Source organism: Spirosoma soli, assembly GCF_042684525.1.
GTDB lineage: Bacteria > Bacteroidota > Bacteroidia > Cytophagales > Spirosomataceae > Spirosoma > Spirosoma soli.
On record NZ_JBHULN010000013.1, the window covers coordinates 43,083 to 58,497 of the forward strand.

The 15,415-nt window shown below is 48.4% G+C and carries 14 protein-coding genes; 5 read left to right on the forward strand and 9 right to left on the reverse strand.

Annotated features, from left to right (window positions below; all coding sequences use genetic code 11):
• Positions 1 to 193: 193 nt before the first annotated feature.
• Entirely contained in the window at positions 194 to 373 is a 180-nt protein-coding gene (locus ACFSUS_RS19395) for a hypothetical protein (RefSeq protein ID WP_381525396.1), read from the reverse strand.
• 245 nt (positions 374 to 618) lie between these two features.
• Here ACFSUS_RS19395 and ACFSUS_RS19400 point away from each other — a divergent pair, with 245 nt between their 5' ends.
• From ACFSUS_RS19400 to ACFSUS_RS19410, 3 genes are all read left to right on the forward strand, one after another.
• Positions 619 to 1,029, forward strand: a complete 411-nt coding sequence (locus ACFSUS_RS19400) for a hypothetical protein (protein ID WP_381525397.1) — start codon at positions 619 to 621, stop codon at positions 1,027 to 1,029.
• A gap of 163 nt (positions 1,030 to 1,192) precedes the next feature.
• Positions 1,193 to 2,350: a glycoside hydrolase family 18 protein gene (locus ACFSUS_RS19405; protein WP_381525398.1), complete on the forward strand. Its 1,158-nt coding sequence runs from the start codon at positions 1,193 to 1,195 to the stop codon at positions 2,348 to 2,350.
• Between the two features lie 209 nt (positions 2,351 to 2,559).
• Complete coding sequence (locus ACFSUS_RS19410) at positions 2,560 to 3,675, forward strand: T9SS type A sorting domain-containing protein (protein ID WP_381525399.1); 1,116 nt, start codon at positions 2,560 to 2,562, stop codon at positions 3,673 to 3,675.
• A gap of 1 nt (position 3,676) precedes the next feature.
• Here the strand turns inward: ACFSUS_RS19410 and ACFSUS_RS19415 are convergent, their stop codons facing one another.
• The 4 genes from ACFSUS_RS19415 to accD are packed head-to-tail and all read right to left on the reverse strand — an operon-like array spanning position 3,677 to position 5,943.
• Complete coding sequence (locus ACFSUS_RS19415; RefSeq protein WP_381525400.1) at positions 3,677 to 4,654, reverse strand: radical SAM protein; 978 nt, start codon at positions 4,652 to 4,654, stop codon at positions 3,677 to 3,679.
• A gap of 3 nt (positions 4,655 to 4,657) precedes the next feature.
• A complete protein-coding gene (locus ACFSUS_RS19420) occupies positions 4,658 to 4,846 on the reverse strand; it encodes a type II toxin-antitoxin system HicA family toxin (RefSeq protein WP_381525509.1) in 189 nt (62 codons plus the stop codon).
• Positions 4,847 to 4,877: 31 nt separating this feature from the next.
• Positions 4,878 to 5,099, reverse strand: a complete 222-nt coding sequence (locus ACFSUS_RS19425; protein WP_381525401.1) for a type II toxin-antitoxin system HicB family antitoxin — start codon at positions 5,097 to 5,099, stop codon at positions 4,878 to 4,880.
• Position 5,100: 1 nt separating this feature from the next.
• The gene (gene accD / locus ACFSUS_RS19430; protein ID WP_381525402.1) at positions 5,101 to 5,943 is read right to left on the reverse strand and encodes an acetyl-CoA carboxylase, carboxyltransferase subunit beta; all 843 of its coding nucleotides are present in this window, start codon (positions 5,941 to 5,943) and stop codon (positions 5,101 to 5,103) included.
• Between the two features lie 270 nt (positions 5,944 to 6,213).
• Between accD and ACFSUS_RS19435 the strand changes: the two genes are divergently transcribed.
• Complete coding sequence (locus ACFSUS_RS19435) at positions 6,214 to 7,746, forward strand: PKD domain-containing protein (protein ID WP_381525403.1); 1,533 nt, start codon at positions 6,214 to 6,216, stop codon at positions 7,744 to 7,746.
• Positions 7,747 to 7,898: 152 nt separating this feature from the next.
• Here the strand turns inward: ACFSUS_RS19435 and ACFSUS_RS19440 are convergent, their stop codons facing one another.
• Together ACFSUS_RS19440 and ACFSUS_RS19445 are read right to left on the reverse strand one after the other, a co-directional pair.
• The gene (locus ACFSUS_RS19440) at positions 7,899 to 8,651 is read right to left on the reverse strand and encodes a LytR/AlgR family response regulator transcription factor (RefSeq protein ID WP_381525404.1); all 753 of its coding nucleotides are present in this window, start codon (positions 8,649 to 8,651) and stop codon (positions 7,899 to 7,901) included.
• The gene (locus ACFSUS_RS19445; protein ID WP_381525405.1) at positions 8,651 to 10,279 is read right to left on the reverse strand and encodes a sensor histidine kinase; all 1,629 of its coding nucleotides are present in this window, start codon (positions 10,277 to 10,279) and stop codon (positions 8,651 to 8,653) included. Before ACFSUS_RS19445 ends, ACFSUS_RS19440 begins: the two co-directional genes overlap by 1 nt.
• Positions 10,280 to 10,449: 170 nt before the next feature.
• Here ACFSUS_RS19445 and ACFSUS_RS19450 point away from each other — a divergent pair, with 170 nt between their 5' ends.
• Positions 10,450 to 10,899 (forward strand): hypothetical protein, encoded by a 450-nt coding sequence (locus ACFSUS_RS19450; protein WP_381525406.1) that lies wholly within the window; start codon positions 10,450 to 10,452, stop codon positions 10,897 to 10,899.
• A gap of 267 nt (positions 10,900 to 11,166) precedes the next feature.
• Here the strand turns inward: ACFSUS_RS19450 and ACFSUS_RS19455 are convergent, their stop codons facing one another.
• Both ACFSUS_RS19455 and ACFSUS_RS19460 read right to left on the reverse strand, forming a co-directional pair.
• Positions 11,167 to 12,804 carry a S41 family peptidase gene (locus ACFSUS_RS19455; protein ID WP_381525510.1) on the reverse strand — a complete coding sequence of 546 codons (1,638 nt, stop codon included), beginning with the start codon at positions 12,802 to 12,804 and terminating at the stop codon, positions 11,167 to 11,169.
• Between the two features lie 412 nt (positions 12,805 to 13,216).
• Entirely contained in the window at positions 13,217 to 15,211 is a 1,995-nt protein-coding gene (locus ACFSUS_RS19460; RefSeq protein ID WP_381525407.1) for an acetoacetate--CoA ligase, read from the reverse strand.
• Positions 15,212 to 15,415: the final 204 nt, after the last annotated feature.

Below are 15,415 nucleotides of genomic sequence, written 5' to 3' on the forward strand. Positions count from 1 at the left end.
AAACGAAGTACCTATGTTTAGTTTTACACTACTATTGGCTACCGCATACCAGAGCCACCTTTAGATGCATACTAGGTAGTACTAGTTGAAAACATAAATAAGCGTGTTTAGCAAAGGCTAAAACACACAAAAAGCCCGGACGTTCGGACCGAGCTTTTTGTGTGCAGATGGCTAATCATCTATCAGCTAATCACTATCGTTTCCGTTTAGGCGACATTCTGGCGGCAACCTCCGCCTGAAACTTAATCTTCAATTTTCGATCAAGCTCTCTGTCCCGTGGTACGAAAATGCTTGTTTTCCCGTCCGACGATTTGACTTCCCAGTACGTGTTGTCAGTGGTGGGCGGTATTGAGGTGTAATTTTTGACGTTCATAGTATAAAGAACAATAAGTACGGGTGTTTTGGGGTATAATGTCCAGAGCAGAATGTGTGAAGACCCGCTAATTACTGTCCGGCCAATGATGTAATATCGGAAGCCTTAGTGGATACGTCATCATAAACTTAGTTTAGAACGTATATACTTGAAATAGTTCAACTCAAAGCAGGCAAAATGACAGCCATTGTTACGTAATCAGATAGATTACCTGATTATCATTTATCTAAAAGGACTGGTACCAAATGAATGCTGACACAATTTATACCTTACTAGCGACCGCCATCGAAGAAGTTATCGCTGAGCCCTGGACAATCGCCCAACTCAACGTTTACTACCTCGCTTCGGGCCATGAAGTTGAGTTTGAAGGGACCTATCTGGATTCGACTGGTGAAGCCCGGCAGTTGCCGACCGAATTTTCAATTGAAATTGTAGAAGCTGTTCAGCAGTTGTTTACCATTCGGGATAGCGAAGGAAAACCGCGCGCCAATTCGTTAGCGTTCACAATCTCGGCACAAGGACGTTCTAGTGCCGAATTTACTTGGGATCAGGAGATCCAGGATGAAGATGATCACTTTATGAACGGAGGAACAGTTAAAGAATGGATAAAAATCCGGAATGATAAATACGGTTCCTCGTCTGAACAAACTGAGTAATAGCACCACCATTAATTAGCGTTGACGTCTGGTTGAACAGTTAACAGTTCACGCTGACGTATCTGGCATGGGCCCTTATATTTGCGATTCTTTCAGCATCATACATCGTTGACTAAATCACGTGCTGCCAATGGTCGGCGATCAGCCACTTACACCTCACTCCATGAAATATCAATTTGGTTGCCTTATTACAATTATTACTTTACTGCTTCTGATCGGACATGCACATCCCGTCTTGGCTCAGCTTACAGCTAAACCCCACCCTTACGTAATCATCGGCTACGTAACTGACCACGGCTGGACTAAAGAGCAGATTGACCCCAATAAACTCACCCACATCAATTACGCCTTTGCCGTTCCGGCCGAAAACGGCGAACTCGCTCCTCTGAGTCGCAAAGATTCCGTCAATCTGGCCACGCTGACCGCTTTTAGGAAGGTCAATAAAAATCTCAAAGTATTAATCTCTGTTGGCGGCTGGGGTGGTTGCAAGTATTTTTCCGATGCAGCCCTGACGGATGCATCCCGTCAGAAATTTGCCAACAGTGCCGTGGATTTACTGAAAAAACATCAGCTCGATGGCGTAGATATTGACTGGGAGTATCCTGCCCAGGTTGGAGCAGGCAACATTTACCGTCCCGCCGACAAACAAAACTTTACTTTGTTTCTGAAAGCTATACGAGACCGGCTCGATGAAGAAGGCAGGCAAGACAAGCGCACCGGAGCAAATCATTACTTACTGACGGCCGCTACCGGAGGAGATACCGCCTTCGTCAATCATACGGAGCTGGGTAAGGCCCAACGCTACCTGGACTACGTTAACATCATGACGTATGACCTCTACCACGGCAACGATAAAGTAACGGGGCATCATAGTCCTTTATACCAGTCGGCCAAAGGCGACCATTCGAGAAACAGCTCGGCCGATGCCGTCGATGGCCACATTCGGGCGGGCGTACCAGCCAGCAAAATTGTGTTGGGTATTCCATTCTACGGGCGTGGCTGGGCCGATGCCAATCCCAAAGATAAGGGCCTGTATCAGCCAGCCGCCGGTAAGCATTCGTTTATCAGCCACGACGAACTGGTTGATAAATACATCAATAAAAACGGCTTTACCCGGTATTGGGATGCGGAGGCTAAAGCGCCTTATCTATGGAATCCAACCTCACGTACTTTTATCTCCTACGCCGATGAAGAATCGTTTGGCTACAAAATGGACTATATCAAATCAAAGAAATTGGCCGGGGTAATGTTCTGGGAGTATATGTACGACGTAAAGCAGAATAAACTCTTAAACAAGGTCGTGCAGGGGTTAGCGGATTAGGCTAGACCTCATTCAGCCTAAAGCTTAGAATTGACGGTCAACTAGCTTACTAAGGCAAGTGGTAGGTTGCAAACACGGTCTTTTGCCATTCAATACAGTCATCTGTCGACTGTATCTGACCATTTACGAAATGTTTTATCACCCCCATACGGTAACATAGGCATTTGCAGTTATTCAGACGAACCTAGACCTTTATATGTCAATTCGTTATGAAAACGCTTCTACTGCTTTGTCTGGCTCTGCTGAGCATTCAGGTAACGTATGGCTCCCACCTGCGGGGCGGCTACATTCAGGCACGGTCTACCTCTACATCGTCAACAACACAAGAAATTACAATAACGCTTTACACTGACGGAGTAGCTGGCGCGGCTGCTGCCAGTAACATAGAATCAATATCAATTTGTTTTGGCGACGGGACTTCTGCCTCGGCGACCCGAACAGCTGCTGTGGCAAGCACAGACAGACGATTCACCATTAACACATACCGAATCGCTCATACGTACCCTGGTCCGGGCACGTATGTAATAGCTACTTCAATAGCGAACCGAACTGCTGTCCGGAATCTAGTCAATGCGGACCAGTTTGCTTTCGCCCTAACGACTACAATTTCTGTCAATTCATCCATTCTTAACCACACACCAACGTTTAACGCTACTCCGAATAGCTTTCTCGTTGGTGTTGGACAACAGGCCATTATACCGTTTACGGCAACGGATGCCGATGGCGACAGTCTGGTTTACACCTTAGCAAGATCACTCACCAGTAGCACTACAAATCAATGTAGTCCTCAACCGGCCAGTTCCTTTTCTTTTCCCAACGATTTAACGCGTCGTGGTACCTTCAAACTCAATAGCCGCACCGGGGAAATAGTCTGGAATACCCCCGTCGAAGAAGGGGGCTACAGCATTGCTGTGACAGTCAACGAATACCGGAACGGGGCTCTTATTAGCCGGACGATTGAAGAAATTGTAGTATTTGCGGTCGATCAGCCCGGCACACCAGGGGTTGTTCCGCCCTACGAACCAGCCTCCGACGGGCAAGTCATTACGGCTCTGCCAGAATATAATGACCAGGCCGTAACACTCACTGTTTTTCCAAATCCGGTAGAAGATCGCTTGCAGGTTGTGATTCAGACAGCAAGCCAGACCGTGGCGTCGATTCAGTTGTTGGATGCAACGGGCCGACGCTTGCACGAGCTAACGTTCAAACGGATGGCCCGCCAGCATGAGCAGGTGATCAGCATGGAAAGCTTGTCGGCAGGTACATACATGCTACGTGCCGAGGTGAACGGCCGATCGCTGGTGCGCAAAGTGGTGAAAAAATAACTTACAACAACTGCTTCCAGGTGCCTTTTATCCAGTTGTATTTAATTGTACTGGGTAGCGCTTTCCACCAGTATTTGTTTACCTCGACGGCGAAGGACGGCTGCATGTAGCAGTTGATGGCACACCCCTCGCAGGCCGGCAAACGACCTTCGAGCGCCACCAGTTTTTGTACTTCGTCGGACCGGTAGAGATCGTATAGCTTATCGCTGATAGCGAATTCTTTGAGACCAAGGTGATAGCAGGGTAGCACAATTTTGTTCTCGGGCGAAATAACGATTGTTGTGCTGCCCGCCCGGCAAACCGGATCCTCAACATGGTTACCGCCGTCGCGCCGAAGCTGAACAAAGGCATCATTCAAATACACGTTTTTCTGGCCACCCCACCATGACATTTGGCGCAGGGCATCCTCCGAAAAACGGTCGCCCGTTTCCACCGTATTATACTCAAAAACAGGGTTAAGAATTAGTACCAGATCGTTAGGGAGACAGATATTCTCGTGCATCTGCCTGATCTGATGCACATTGTGCTCAAATATTGTAAATAGAATGTCAGGTCGTTCGCCCAGCTTCCGGGCAATCTGGATCGACTCCATTACCTTATCGAAACAACGACCCCCCCGCGACTGGTCGTGCTCGTCGGCTATCGGCGAATCGAGCGAGAAGTGAAGCATGTCGACTAGCCCCTGCAACCGCTCGGCGTACTTTGGGTATAGCAGGGCATTGGTGGTGATGGTGGTGATGAGCCCCAGCTGTTTAGCTTCCTCAAGCAGCTCGGGCAGTTGCCGATGCAATAAGGGCTCACCACCCGTAAAATCCACCACCCGAACACCTAACTTTTTGAGGTCTCGCAGATTCTGACGAGCGTTATCGAGCGTGACATAGGGCGAGGGGCGCTCCCAGATGTCGCAAAAGCTACAGGTCGCGTTGCAGCGGTACGTAACGTAGTAGTTGCACAGAACAGGATGGGAGACAAGGCGCATAGGCTAAGCATTTTCTAAATCTTCGCTCGATAGACCTGTATCTTTCATGATCTGTCTAAGCAGGCCGATACCTAGTTCCTTTTTACCATGAATAGGCACAGTTGTTCGTAACCCGTCGCTATTTATATAGATGGCATGGCTACCACTTTGCCGCGAAAGCTTAAACCCTTTCTGCTCTAAAATTTTGATCAGCTGTTAGCATTGAGCTTTAGATGTTTTCGGCTCATGCGGCAACATCCAGTCGTTGAGAAAACAGTTCTTCGTAGATTGGTTCGTTACGCGCTTGCCGGTCTTCAATATGCAGTTGAATAGCGTCTTTCAAATAAGCGACTGCTTCTTCTGGCGTCTCTCCTTCCGAATAACAACCTTGCAGGGCTGGACAAATAGCAACATAATTACCTTCCTCATCACGTTGAACAATGATAGTGAATTGGTAGTGTTTCATATTACTGAAGCATTTTGAACAAACTGGCCAATTTGTCTTTCAAATCTTTACGGTCGACAATGAAATCAAGGAAACCGTGTTCAAGCACGAACTCCGCGCTTTGGAAACCTTTTGGCAGATCTTTACCAATGGTTTCGCGGATCACGCGCGGTCCTGCAAAACCGATCAGAGCTTCGGGCTCGGCAATGTTAAAGTCGCCCAGCATGGCATAAGACGCCGTAACACCACCCGTAGTTGGGTCGGTCAGTAAAGACACATACGGCAGTTTGGCCTGCGACAACAACGCCAGTTTAGCCGACGTTTTAGCCATCTGCATCAGCGAGAAGCCCGCTTCCATCATGCGCGCTCCGCCCGAGCGAGAAATCATCAGGAAAGGCGTTTTTGCCTGCATTGCGTGGTCGATGGCGCGGGCAATCTTCTCCCCTACGACCGAGCCCATTGAGCCACCAATAAAATTAAAATCCATGACCGCCATAGTGACCGGAATACCGTTCATGGTGCCATAAGCCGTCCGAACAGCATCTTTCAGACCCGTTTTTGCGATGGTGGCTTTTACCCGACTAGGGTATGGCTTGGTGTCGGTAAACCCCAGCGGATCGGCCGATGCCATCTCAGCGTCGAGTTCGGTGAACTCGTTGTCGTCGAACAGAATGGCGAAGTAAGCATCAGACCCTATTTTTTCATGATAATTACAGTGAACGCAGGTATACGCATTGAGCTTATGCTCGCGGGTGTGCATCACTTTTTTGCAGTTCTGACATTGATACCACAGACCGTCGGGGGCTTCCCGTTTCATTTCGGTTGGGGTCTGAATGCCCTTATCTTTTCTGACAAACCAAGACATAGTCTTCCTGTACAAGTGTTGACCTACCTACCGTCAGGCAGGCCTTTCGTTTGCGGTGCCACATTTGTTGATGCAAACGGGCAGTAAAGGTACGAAGAAAATTAGGTGGACGAGTTAAAAGAAACAGACCAATATCTATCGCTTTGTCAACTTAATATGACGGTTAGTATAGTGTTTTAACCAGTTCACCGCTTTTCAACTGGGGCTTGGCGGCACTCTGCCTCAACTTTGAGCCAGTTAAACCAAAAAACATTGCTCATAACAAAACTCATGAACTCTATTTTTTCCTTCCTCCCGGACCCTACTACTCCTCGCACGGCTAAACGGGTAGCTACCGTAACCAACCGGCTCGTTGTGCTCCTTTTTTCGCTTGCGTTTTTAACGACCAGTTGTAAAAAAGAAACCGAAGTCACACCCAACAATACGTTAACAGCCGCGGCTGGCGCCGACCAAGCGGTTCAGGTCGGACAAGTTGTTACGCTGGATGGCAGCGCTTCGACCGATAGCCAAAGCAAACCGTTCACGTTTCAGTGGGTGATGACCCGCAAACCCGCTAAAAGCACGGTAGCATTGACCAACGCTACAGCGGCTAAACCAGCTTTCACCCCCGACGAAGTTGGTGAATACGAGTTTGAATTAACCGTTTCTAACGCCAACGGTCGCAGCACCGACAAAGTACTGATAACCGCTTCGGTCGCCGAACCCTTAGCCATCACGCAGAACATTACCGTCAAAACGGTGCTGAATGACCGCGTTACCAACCCCAATCTGCCTGACTATATCGTCACAAAGAGTATTGCCCTTACCTCGGAGCTGACCATTAATCCAGGTGTTGTGATCGCTTTCGAGCGGGATACTCGTTTTGACATCAACAGCGATGCTGTTATTGTTGCCAAAGGAGAAGCCGACAAAAAAATTCGCTTTGTTGGCGTTCAGAAAACGAAAGGCTACTGGGTGGGCATTATGGTTTATTCGGGCAGCAACGCTAACGTATTTGAAAACATCGAGCTTCTTCATGCCGGTAGCCGGGTACTGCTAAGTGGCGTGAAAGCTGGCATGGGCATGTTTGGGGGCGGCAAAGCCCAACTAGCGATCCGAAACAGTCAGTTCTCCGAAAACGACGGCTATGGCTTATTTGTGCAGGATGGTGCTATTCTGAGGGAGTTCGCTACTAATAGCTTTAAGAATAATACCGATGCGGGCATTCTGCTTGATGCCGTGAACGTAGTGAAATTGGATGCGACCTCAGCCTTCACCGGAGGCAACGGCCGTAACGTGGTTGAAGTAAGTTCATCAGCACTTAAAGAAGGCAAAGAAGACGAGATTATTTGGCCCGGCTTTGCCGACAAAACTCCGTATCGGCTCAACGGCGACCTGTCAGTTGATACTGGCTGGAAACTAAACCCAGGGGTTACAGTTGAAGTAAGCCGGGATGCCGCCATCCGAATCAACGGCGCGGGGTATCTATCGGCGAAAGGTACCCCAACAGAAAAGATCACCATTACGGGTGCCGCCCGCACAGCCGGCTATTGGCGGGGACTGATCTGCTACTCTACCAGTACGCAGAACGTTATTGAAAACGCTGAAGTTAGTTATGCCGGCAGCAACGCGCTTGTATCAGGGAAGAAAACAAACATTGCCGTTCATGGTGCTAAAGCAGCGATGTCCATCAAAAACACCAAAATCAGCGGTAGTGCAGGGCACGGTATTTACGTAGCTTACAACTGCATTTTGAACGCCGATGCCGCCACTGCCAACACGTTCGAAGCCAACGGTGCCGCTAACATCATGATCGATAAGTAACCCACCAACCATTCACATTCTGTATTGCGTCCACCACCTACTCGAAGTCTTATTTCCAGTAGGTGGTGGACGTAATGCGTTTGGGGTCTTCAACTAAGCAGAGTTACTGATCGGGTTCCGCTATGAACTGGGCGTTGAATTCTTTTCTATTTTTATAAGCGTAGCGCTTTTTTCAGATCGTCCTTTTTAGCTCTGGATATAGGCACCTCTGAACCATCAGCTAATAACAAAAAATCACCATAGTCCTTTTTCCAGCTTTTAACGAATTGTTTGTTGACCAGGTGCGACTGGTGGCAGCGTATAAACCCGTACTCCTTCAGCAAGTCATCGTATGCATAAATGGGTTTGCAGACTAGCAGGGTTTCGCCGTCGGTCAGGTAGAAGGTTGTGTAATTATTAGACGATTCGCATCGAATGATTTCGCCGATTTTTACAAAACGCGTCTCCTTAGCCGTTGCCAGAGCAACTCGCTGTTCTGCCTGCTGATGGCCAGCCTTCAATACGTGCATCAAGTTTTGAAGGAGTTGATTTTGCTCCTTCAACTGGCGCTGTTTATGGGCTCTCTCCACTGCCGCCTGCAACTCATCAATAGCAACCGGTTTTAGCAGGTAATCAACCGCAGCAAACCGCAGAGCTTGTATGGCATATTGATCATAGGCCGTCACAAAGATTACATCGAAATTATAAGTAGATAGGCTGCGCAGTAAGTCAAACCCGTTTTGCCCCGGCATCTGTATGTCCAAAAATAGCAAATCAGGTTGGTGAACATACAACAAACGTTTAGCAGCCTCAACGTTTAGGGCCGTACCGCATACATCTATCTGTGGACAATACGTTTGAAGCAGCGCTTGCAGGTTATCCAGGTTAGGTTGCTCGTCGTCAATCAAAAGAGCCTTCGCTTTCATTAAAACCAGTTCTTGTAGCTAAGGGTAACTTGCGTTCCAGATGGTACGGTGTTATTAATATCTAAACTTAGCTGCCACTCGGGATGAAGCTTATTCAATAGGTTAATGCGATCACGGGTTAGCCGTAAGCCTAAACCAGTCGTTGCTATATCGTTGGTAAACCCTTTGCCGTTATCAGTTATAGTAACGATCATGTTGTGGTCCGCCCGGTTGAAGTTAATAATTATAGCCCCCTTTTCCTGTAAGGTGGCGACTCCGTGCTTCACAGCGTTTTCTACCAAAGGCTGTAAAAGCAACACGGGTATATTTGTTTCATATACATTAATGGCAGCATCCACATTGATGGCGTACTGAAAGCCAAACCGCAGTTGCTCTAACTTCAAATAGGTGTCTAACGTCTTGATTTCTTCCTGAAGGGCTATTTCATCTTTATGGGTATAATTTAATGACTCGCGCATAAGCCGGGCAAAGTCAGACAGATAACTGTTGGCTCCTTTAATATCCTGTCTATTAATCAAACCTTGAATTGAACTGAGCGCATTAAAAACAAAGTGAGGATTGAGCTGAGCATGAATGGCCTTCAATTCAAGCTGTAACTTGGTTCTATCAGATTCCTGCTGCTGAGTCTTTCGTCGTTGCCGAATAAACAATAGCCCAAATACGCAGGCACCCAGTAAAGCCGCCACAAAAATTCCCACAACAATGCGGAACAAGTTAGTTTGGTACCAGGCGGGCTCTACGTCAAAGCGGTATTCGGTCACATTAGTCGAAGGCTGCGACGAGAAGCGTATTTTTATTACGTAGCTGCCCGGTGGGCAATCCTGAATCCAGACGAAACTGTTGTCGTAATCATTATAGCGCCAGGGCGTATAAACGTTACCGTTTCGGATCAGTTCGTATTGTATTTGCTCTTTGTAAAAGATAGTTCCCCTGAGGACAAATACAAGGTTGGTATTTGTGGAGGGAACTGTAAGAACTGGTGATTGCTGGTCGGTCGGCTGTTTCTCCTTCGCCCAAGGGTATTGCAGTTTCTTAAAAAACTGGTCAATATTTTCGGAAGTGTAGATGCTAGTTATCGAAGGGGTTATTACCTCCCAGGCAACAAGTGAGGTAGCTATAATACGATTACTTTCTGTTTTCCTCACATCCAGAATCAACATATTACCGAAGCTGGTTTTATAACCACCCAGATAAGCCATCTTGGGCATTTTAATACTTTTGATCAGAGCCGAATCAGTAAACTGGTTGATCGTACGCCAAGGTACTAAGACCCGATTACTGGGGTATTCAATAACCCGAAACTGGAACAGGTGCGCGTTTTGCGGACCAACTCCGGACAAAAAGAATTGAGCCCGAGCCGTATCGAAGGTCGTGCGGGCTATGATGTCCTTAGGGCGCACCCGCTTAAAATTGGCATCTTTATCTAGCGTATCAAAATGCTTACTTTTTTCCCGTATCGACCACATAAAATCATTGCCTTTACGCAGAGCTACGATCAACCCAACAGTTGGTGAGTTACTCATAGCTCCTTCGGTATAGCTTTGCGAATAATCATCCCAAATTATTTGCGCATAACCAGTTGCTAATGTGAGTAAATGAATGATTAGGAATAAAATAGCCTTTTTCATGTCGTCTATATCGTTACGCAAAAAAAGGCTTCTTCTAAATGACAATTCAGCTTAATGTGAATTTAGCTGGTCTCACTGTGAATTGGTTTTATTCACAAAAAACAAAGCCGGACGGTCATTTTCGACCTCTCCGGCTTTGTTTGTATCGGGAAAGTTGTTGCTTTGCGGCCATGAAACACATATTAACCGCTTTCCTTTTCTTCTTTGCCGTCTCTGCCTTTGGGCAGGCGTCAGTAGCTTACTATCCGTTCAACAATGTCGTTTCCGTCAGCACGAACGCCGACCGTGCCTTCTGGCTCGACGCCCGGGTTCAGACCAATACCGTATTTGGGTCGCTGAGCAGTACGTTTTGCCCGATGGTGAACGTCGCCCGGAAATCGCAGGTGAATTATTACACCAGCTTAGGCATTCGATTCAATTTTCTAAACGGTTTAGACGACCGTAGCGCGCTGGAAGGATACTCGCTGCACGTTGGCGTCCGGATAAAGCCCATTCCGTTTGTACCAAACCTGCGAGTCGCGTTTGAGCTTGCCCCCTATTCTCGAAAGGACTTCAAAACAGGCAACCTACAGTCGTTTTTGGGTTTAGTGTACCAGTTTAGCAAAAAGCCAAAAGAGTAAAGCAAGAAGAGTAGCTTGCTATTATTTAACTAATCCGGTGTAGCCTGAAGCCTACGCCGGTCTGTGACCGGTGCTGTTTATGACCGGTCACAAATAGCACCGGCTACCCGGCGGATAACGCTAGAGCGAAGTTTAAAACTTCGCTCCAAATTGCTGGCAAACAGCTTCCAAAAAGAGAAGCGGAGTAGGTGGAGTGAATACAATACGTAGTATCGACTACCTTACTGCACTCGCTCCGCCTACTCCGCTTTTTACGTATAACCAGCTTTACTTTCGCTCGGGCTGGTTATACGTAAACATGCCATGTTCGAGCTTATTAGCGCGATCAAAAAGCTTCAATGCTTTCTGATACGTGTCGTCTGCTTCGCCAGCAACCCTGAAGTATTCGTTGTTCTGCCCCGCTTTGTTATTTTTCTGATATACGTAGCGGGCTACCAGTGCCTTAACTTGGGTGCGGATATAATTCTTCGAGCGGCTATACTCCTTCTCGTTGAACTTGATTCCCTCCGAAGTAGCATCTTTTACCAGGCGAGCCATTAGCTCATCGTTGATCGTTACCGTTCGGTTAAACTCATCGAACGGCATTTTCTCCAGCTTTTTCCGGTTGTCGTTCGCGTATTCCATGGCAAACTCGCGAATGATGTTTTTACCGTACAGTTGCACCAGATAGGGCGTCTGCCAGCTCGAATCGCGGGGAATGAAGTAGTCAGGCGTAATACCGCCACCTCCGTACACCACCCGGCCACCATCAGTTTTGAACTTCAGCTTGGGATCGTTTTTGATCGAGTCAGCAATGTAATACTCACCTCGTTTCGACCGCTGTTCGAGGTCTTTTTCATAGTCGCCTTCCTGACCGGGTACGTAAGGTTTTTGAATGCTCCGGCCGCTGGGCGTATAATACCGCGAGATCGTCAGGCGTAATTCCGAACCGTCGGAGAGCTGTACAGGCATCTGCACCAAGCCCTTACCGAACGATCGTCGGCCTGCAATCAGCGCCCGGTCGTGATCCTGCAGAGCACCAGCTACAATCTCAGACGCCGACGCGCTCCCCTCGTCCATCAGCACAACCAGGGCTCCTTCTTCAAACTGACCGGCGATACGGGCATACGTTTGCCGGTCGTACCGATTGTCTTTACCATCGGTGTACACCAGCATTTTATTACCCGAGATAAACTCGTCGGCAATGCTCGTGGCCCGGTCCATGTAGCCACCCGGGTTGTTGCGCAGGTCCATCATCAACTGCGTCATGCCTTGAGATTTCAAGGATGCCAGCGCCGTTTTAAACTCATCATACGTCGTTTCGGAGAAGCGGTTTACTTTAATGTATCCCGTCTTGCCATCAACCATGTATGCGGCATCTATAGAGTACGTAGGAATCCGATCGCGGGTGACGGTAAACAACCTGGGTTCTTTTTCGCCTTTGCGCAGAATCGTCATTTTCACTTCGGTACCTCGTTTACCACGTAGTGCTTTAAAAACGGCACTATTTTCAATCTTTCCGCCAGCCAGGGGCGTATCGTCAACCTTAATAATCTTATCGCCACTCTGGATACCAGCCGCTTCTGATGGACCACCGGCCAGCGGTGTTACTACGTAAACGGTATCTTTGTAAATATTAAACTCCACCCCAATACCATCAAAACCGCCTTCCAGTTGCGACCGGGCGGCAATGGCATCCTGCGGATTCATGTACGCCGTGTGCGGATCGAGCTTCTGAAGCATTTTCTCAATCGAAAAGTCTACTAGCTCGTCTGTGTTGACTGTATCAACGTAGTTGTTTTCAATCAGTTGCAGGATTTCCCGGTATTTGGTATAGCCGCGCCCGATATTGTTCAAGCTCTTGGTGCCTCCAAAGAATGTCGCTCCAACGAGCATTCCTCCCGCCAGTGTGACACCCAACAGCATGGGTAGCCGCACAGTTGCTTTGTCGTTCTGAATCCGGTTATTGGCGGTAGTACGCCCGGTGCCTTTTTGCTCGTCGAATCCACGACGGGCCGATTCGTCATTGAAGTGTTGTCCTGCCTCCATTCGTTTTTATCTCCTCCTTAGCTCATCTCGTATATACCCCTAAACGTTTGGAAGATAGCGAAATGTTTGCCGGAAAGGAGTGTATGGGATAAAAAAAAAGGGAATGTTCGAAAACAACGGAATTGAAGGGTATTTGGTGAAATTAATTAGTCATTAACGATGCTTCCGTCAGCTTTTTTGAGTAATGCTGAAGGGCATTTCCTGGGCACAAAACTGCCCCCAGTTGAGTCGGTCCGCCGATGCGGTAGTCTCAAACTTCGCTCAACATGGCTACCCACAAACCGCTTCCTCAATTATCAATCACAAAGTTGGTGAATTGATCCAGGGCGCTCGGGTTACGGAGCGTATCTCGGCTGGTAGCCAGCGAGGCATCAACGCCCGACAGAATTTTTTTGATGGGCGTTTCCAACTTTTTACCGCTGATGGTATACGGTATTTCAGCGACCGGATAAATGGCATCGGGAACATGCCGCGGACTAAACTGGCTCCGCAGATTCTGCTTGATGCGTGACACCAGGTCATCGCTCAGCGTAAATCCATCCCGCAGCACCACAAACAAAGGCATAAAGTAACGCCCACCGGGTTTTTCCAGTCCTACAATCAGGCTGTCGGCGATTTCGGGAAGACTTTCCACGGCACTGTAAATCTCACTCGTGCCAATGCGTACTCCATCGCGATTAAGCGTAGCGTCGGAACGGCCATGAATGATAACGCCGTTACGTTCGGTAATTCGTATGTAATCGCCGTGTCGCCAAATGCCGGGGTATTCGTCAAAATAGCTCTTCTGATAGCGTTCATTTCCGGGGTCGTTCCAGAAATAGATTGGCATGGAGGGCATTGGCTCCAGAATAACCATTTCGCCCAGTTCGCCACGTACGGGTTTGGCAGTAGCGTCAAAAGCTTCCACCTTAGCGCCTAATAACCGACATTGAATTTCACCTTCATAAACCGGCATCAGCGGATTCCCACCTACAAAGCCGCTGCACACATCCGTACCACCACTGAACGAAATCAGCCAGACGTTCGATTTTACGGACTCGTATATCCAGCGAAATCCTTCCGGCGGTAATGGCGAGCCCGTGGAGCCAATGGTTCGCAATGAGCTTAGCTTAGTAGTATTCACAGGCTCTAAACCCGCCCGCTGGCAAGCCATAAAGTAAGCGGCCCCACCTCCAAAATGATTGATCCGGGCTTCATCAGCTAATTGCCACAGCCTGTTGAGGTCTGGGTGGCCAGCCGATCCGTCATAAAGCACCAATGTGGCACCAACCAACATAGCACCAACGGCGAAATTCCACATCATCCAGCCCGTGGTAGAGTACCAAAAATAACGGTCGCCAACGCGCACATCCTGATGAAGAGCCAGCACTTTGAGGTGTTCGAGTAAACAGCCGCCAACGCTGTGGGTAATCGCCTTGGGTTTTCCGGTGGTACCCGATGAATACAACACCCAGATTGGATGATTGAACGGAACTGCTTCAAACACCAGCCCTTCGGGCGCAGGCGTATCGAGAACCTCCTGCCAGAGCGTTGACCGTTCGAGCCGGCTATCGGCGTTCAGATACGGCACCCACACCACATGCTGGAGCGTTGGCAGGCTGATGCGCAGTTCGCGAACTGCATCTGTTTTATCAATCGCCTTGCCGTTGTAGGTGTAGCCATCCGCCACAATCAACACCTTTGGTTCAATTTGTCTGAATCGATCGACAATGCTAGCCGTACCAAAATCGGGCGAACAACTCGACCAGACAGCCCCAATGGCATTCGTCGCCAAAAAGGCAACAACCGCTTCGGGACTATTAGGCAGTACAGATACGACCCGGTCGCCCACGCCTACGCCCTGTAGTTTTAAATACGTTGATACGGCCGCGACCTGATGCTCCAGTTCATCCCACGAAATGCTCGTCAGGCGGTGCCGCTCGCTGGCGTACATAATGGCAGGAGAGCCGTCGTTACGCGGTCCGCGCTGTGCGTTTTTATGCCGAAAAATATGCTCTGCGTAGTTCAACGTTGATTCGGTAAACCATTCGGTACCAATCATATCGCGCTGACTTGGACGAAAAACGATCTGGTGGTAAGGCGTGTGGCTGTGGACGCCGAAGAACTGCCAGATACTTTCCCAAAAGTCTTCCAAATCCGTTACCGACCAATCCCAGAGGTCGTCGTAGTCCCGGAAGTACAAACCTTTCTTAACGAACAACCAGTTAATGTACTGCTTCATCAACGACTGCTCGGTGGTTCGGCGGTCGGGCGTATACAAGGGTGTTAATGTAGGGCGGGGCATAAGTCAGAGGGTCAATCAACCTGTTCAGGCGTCAGTCGGTTGCCTGTTCGGTAATGACAGTCAACAACGGTTTTTACCAGCGTATCAACCGGCTAAAGCACTAACTGACCAACTAGTAACGATTTCTTCTGGCTACGGATTGTTTTTCCAATAAAAAGCGTTGTGGTCACGGTAGCTATAGCAAGGTTGTTGGCAAAAGCCTTA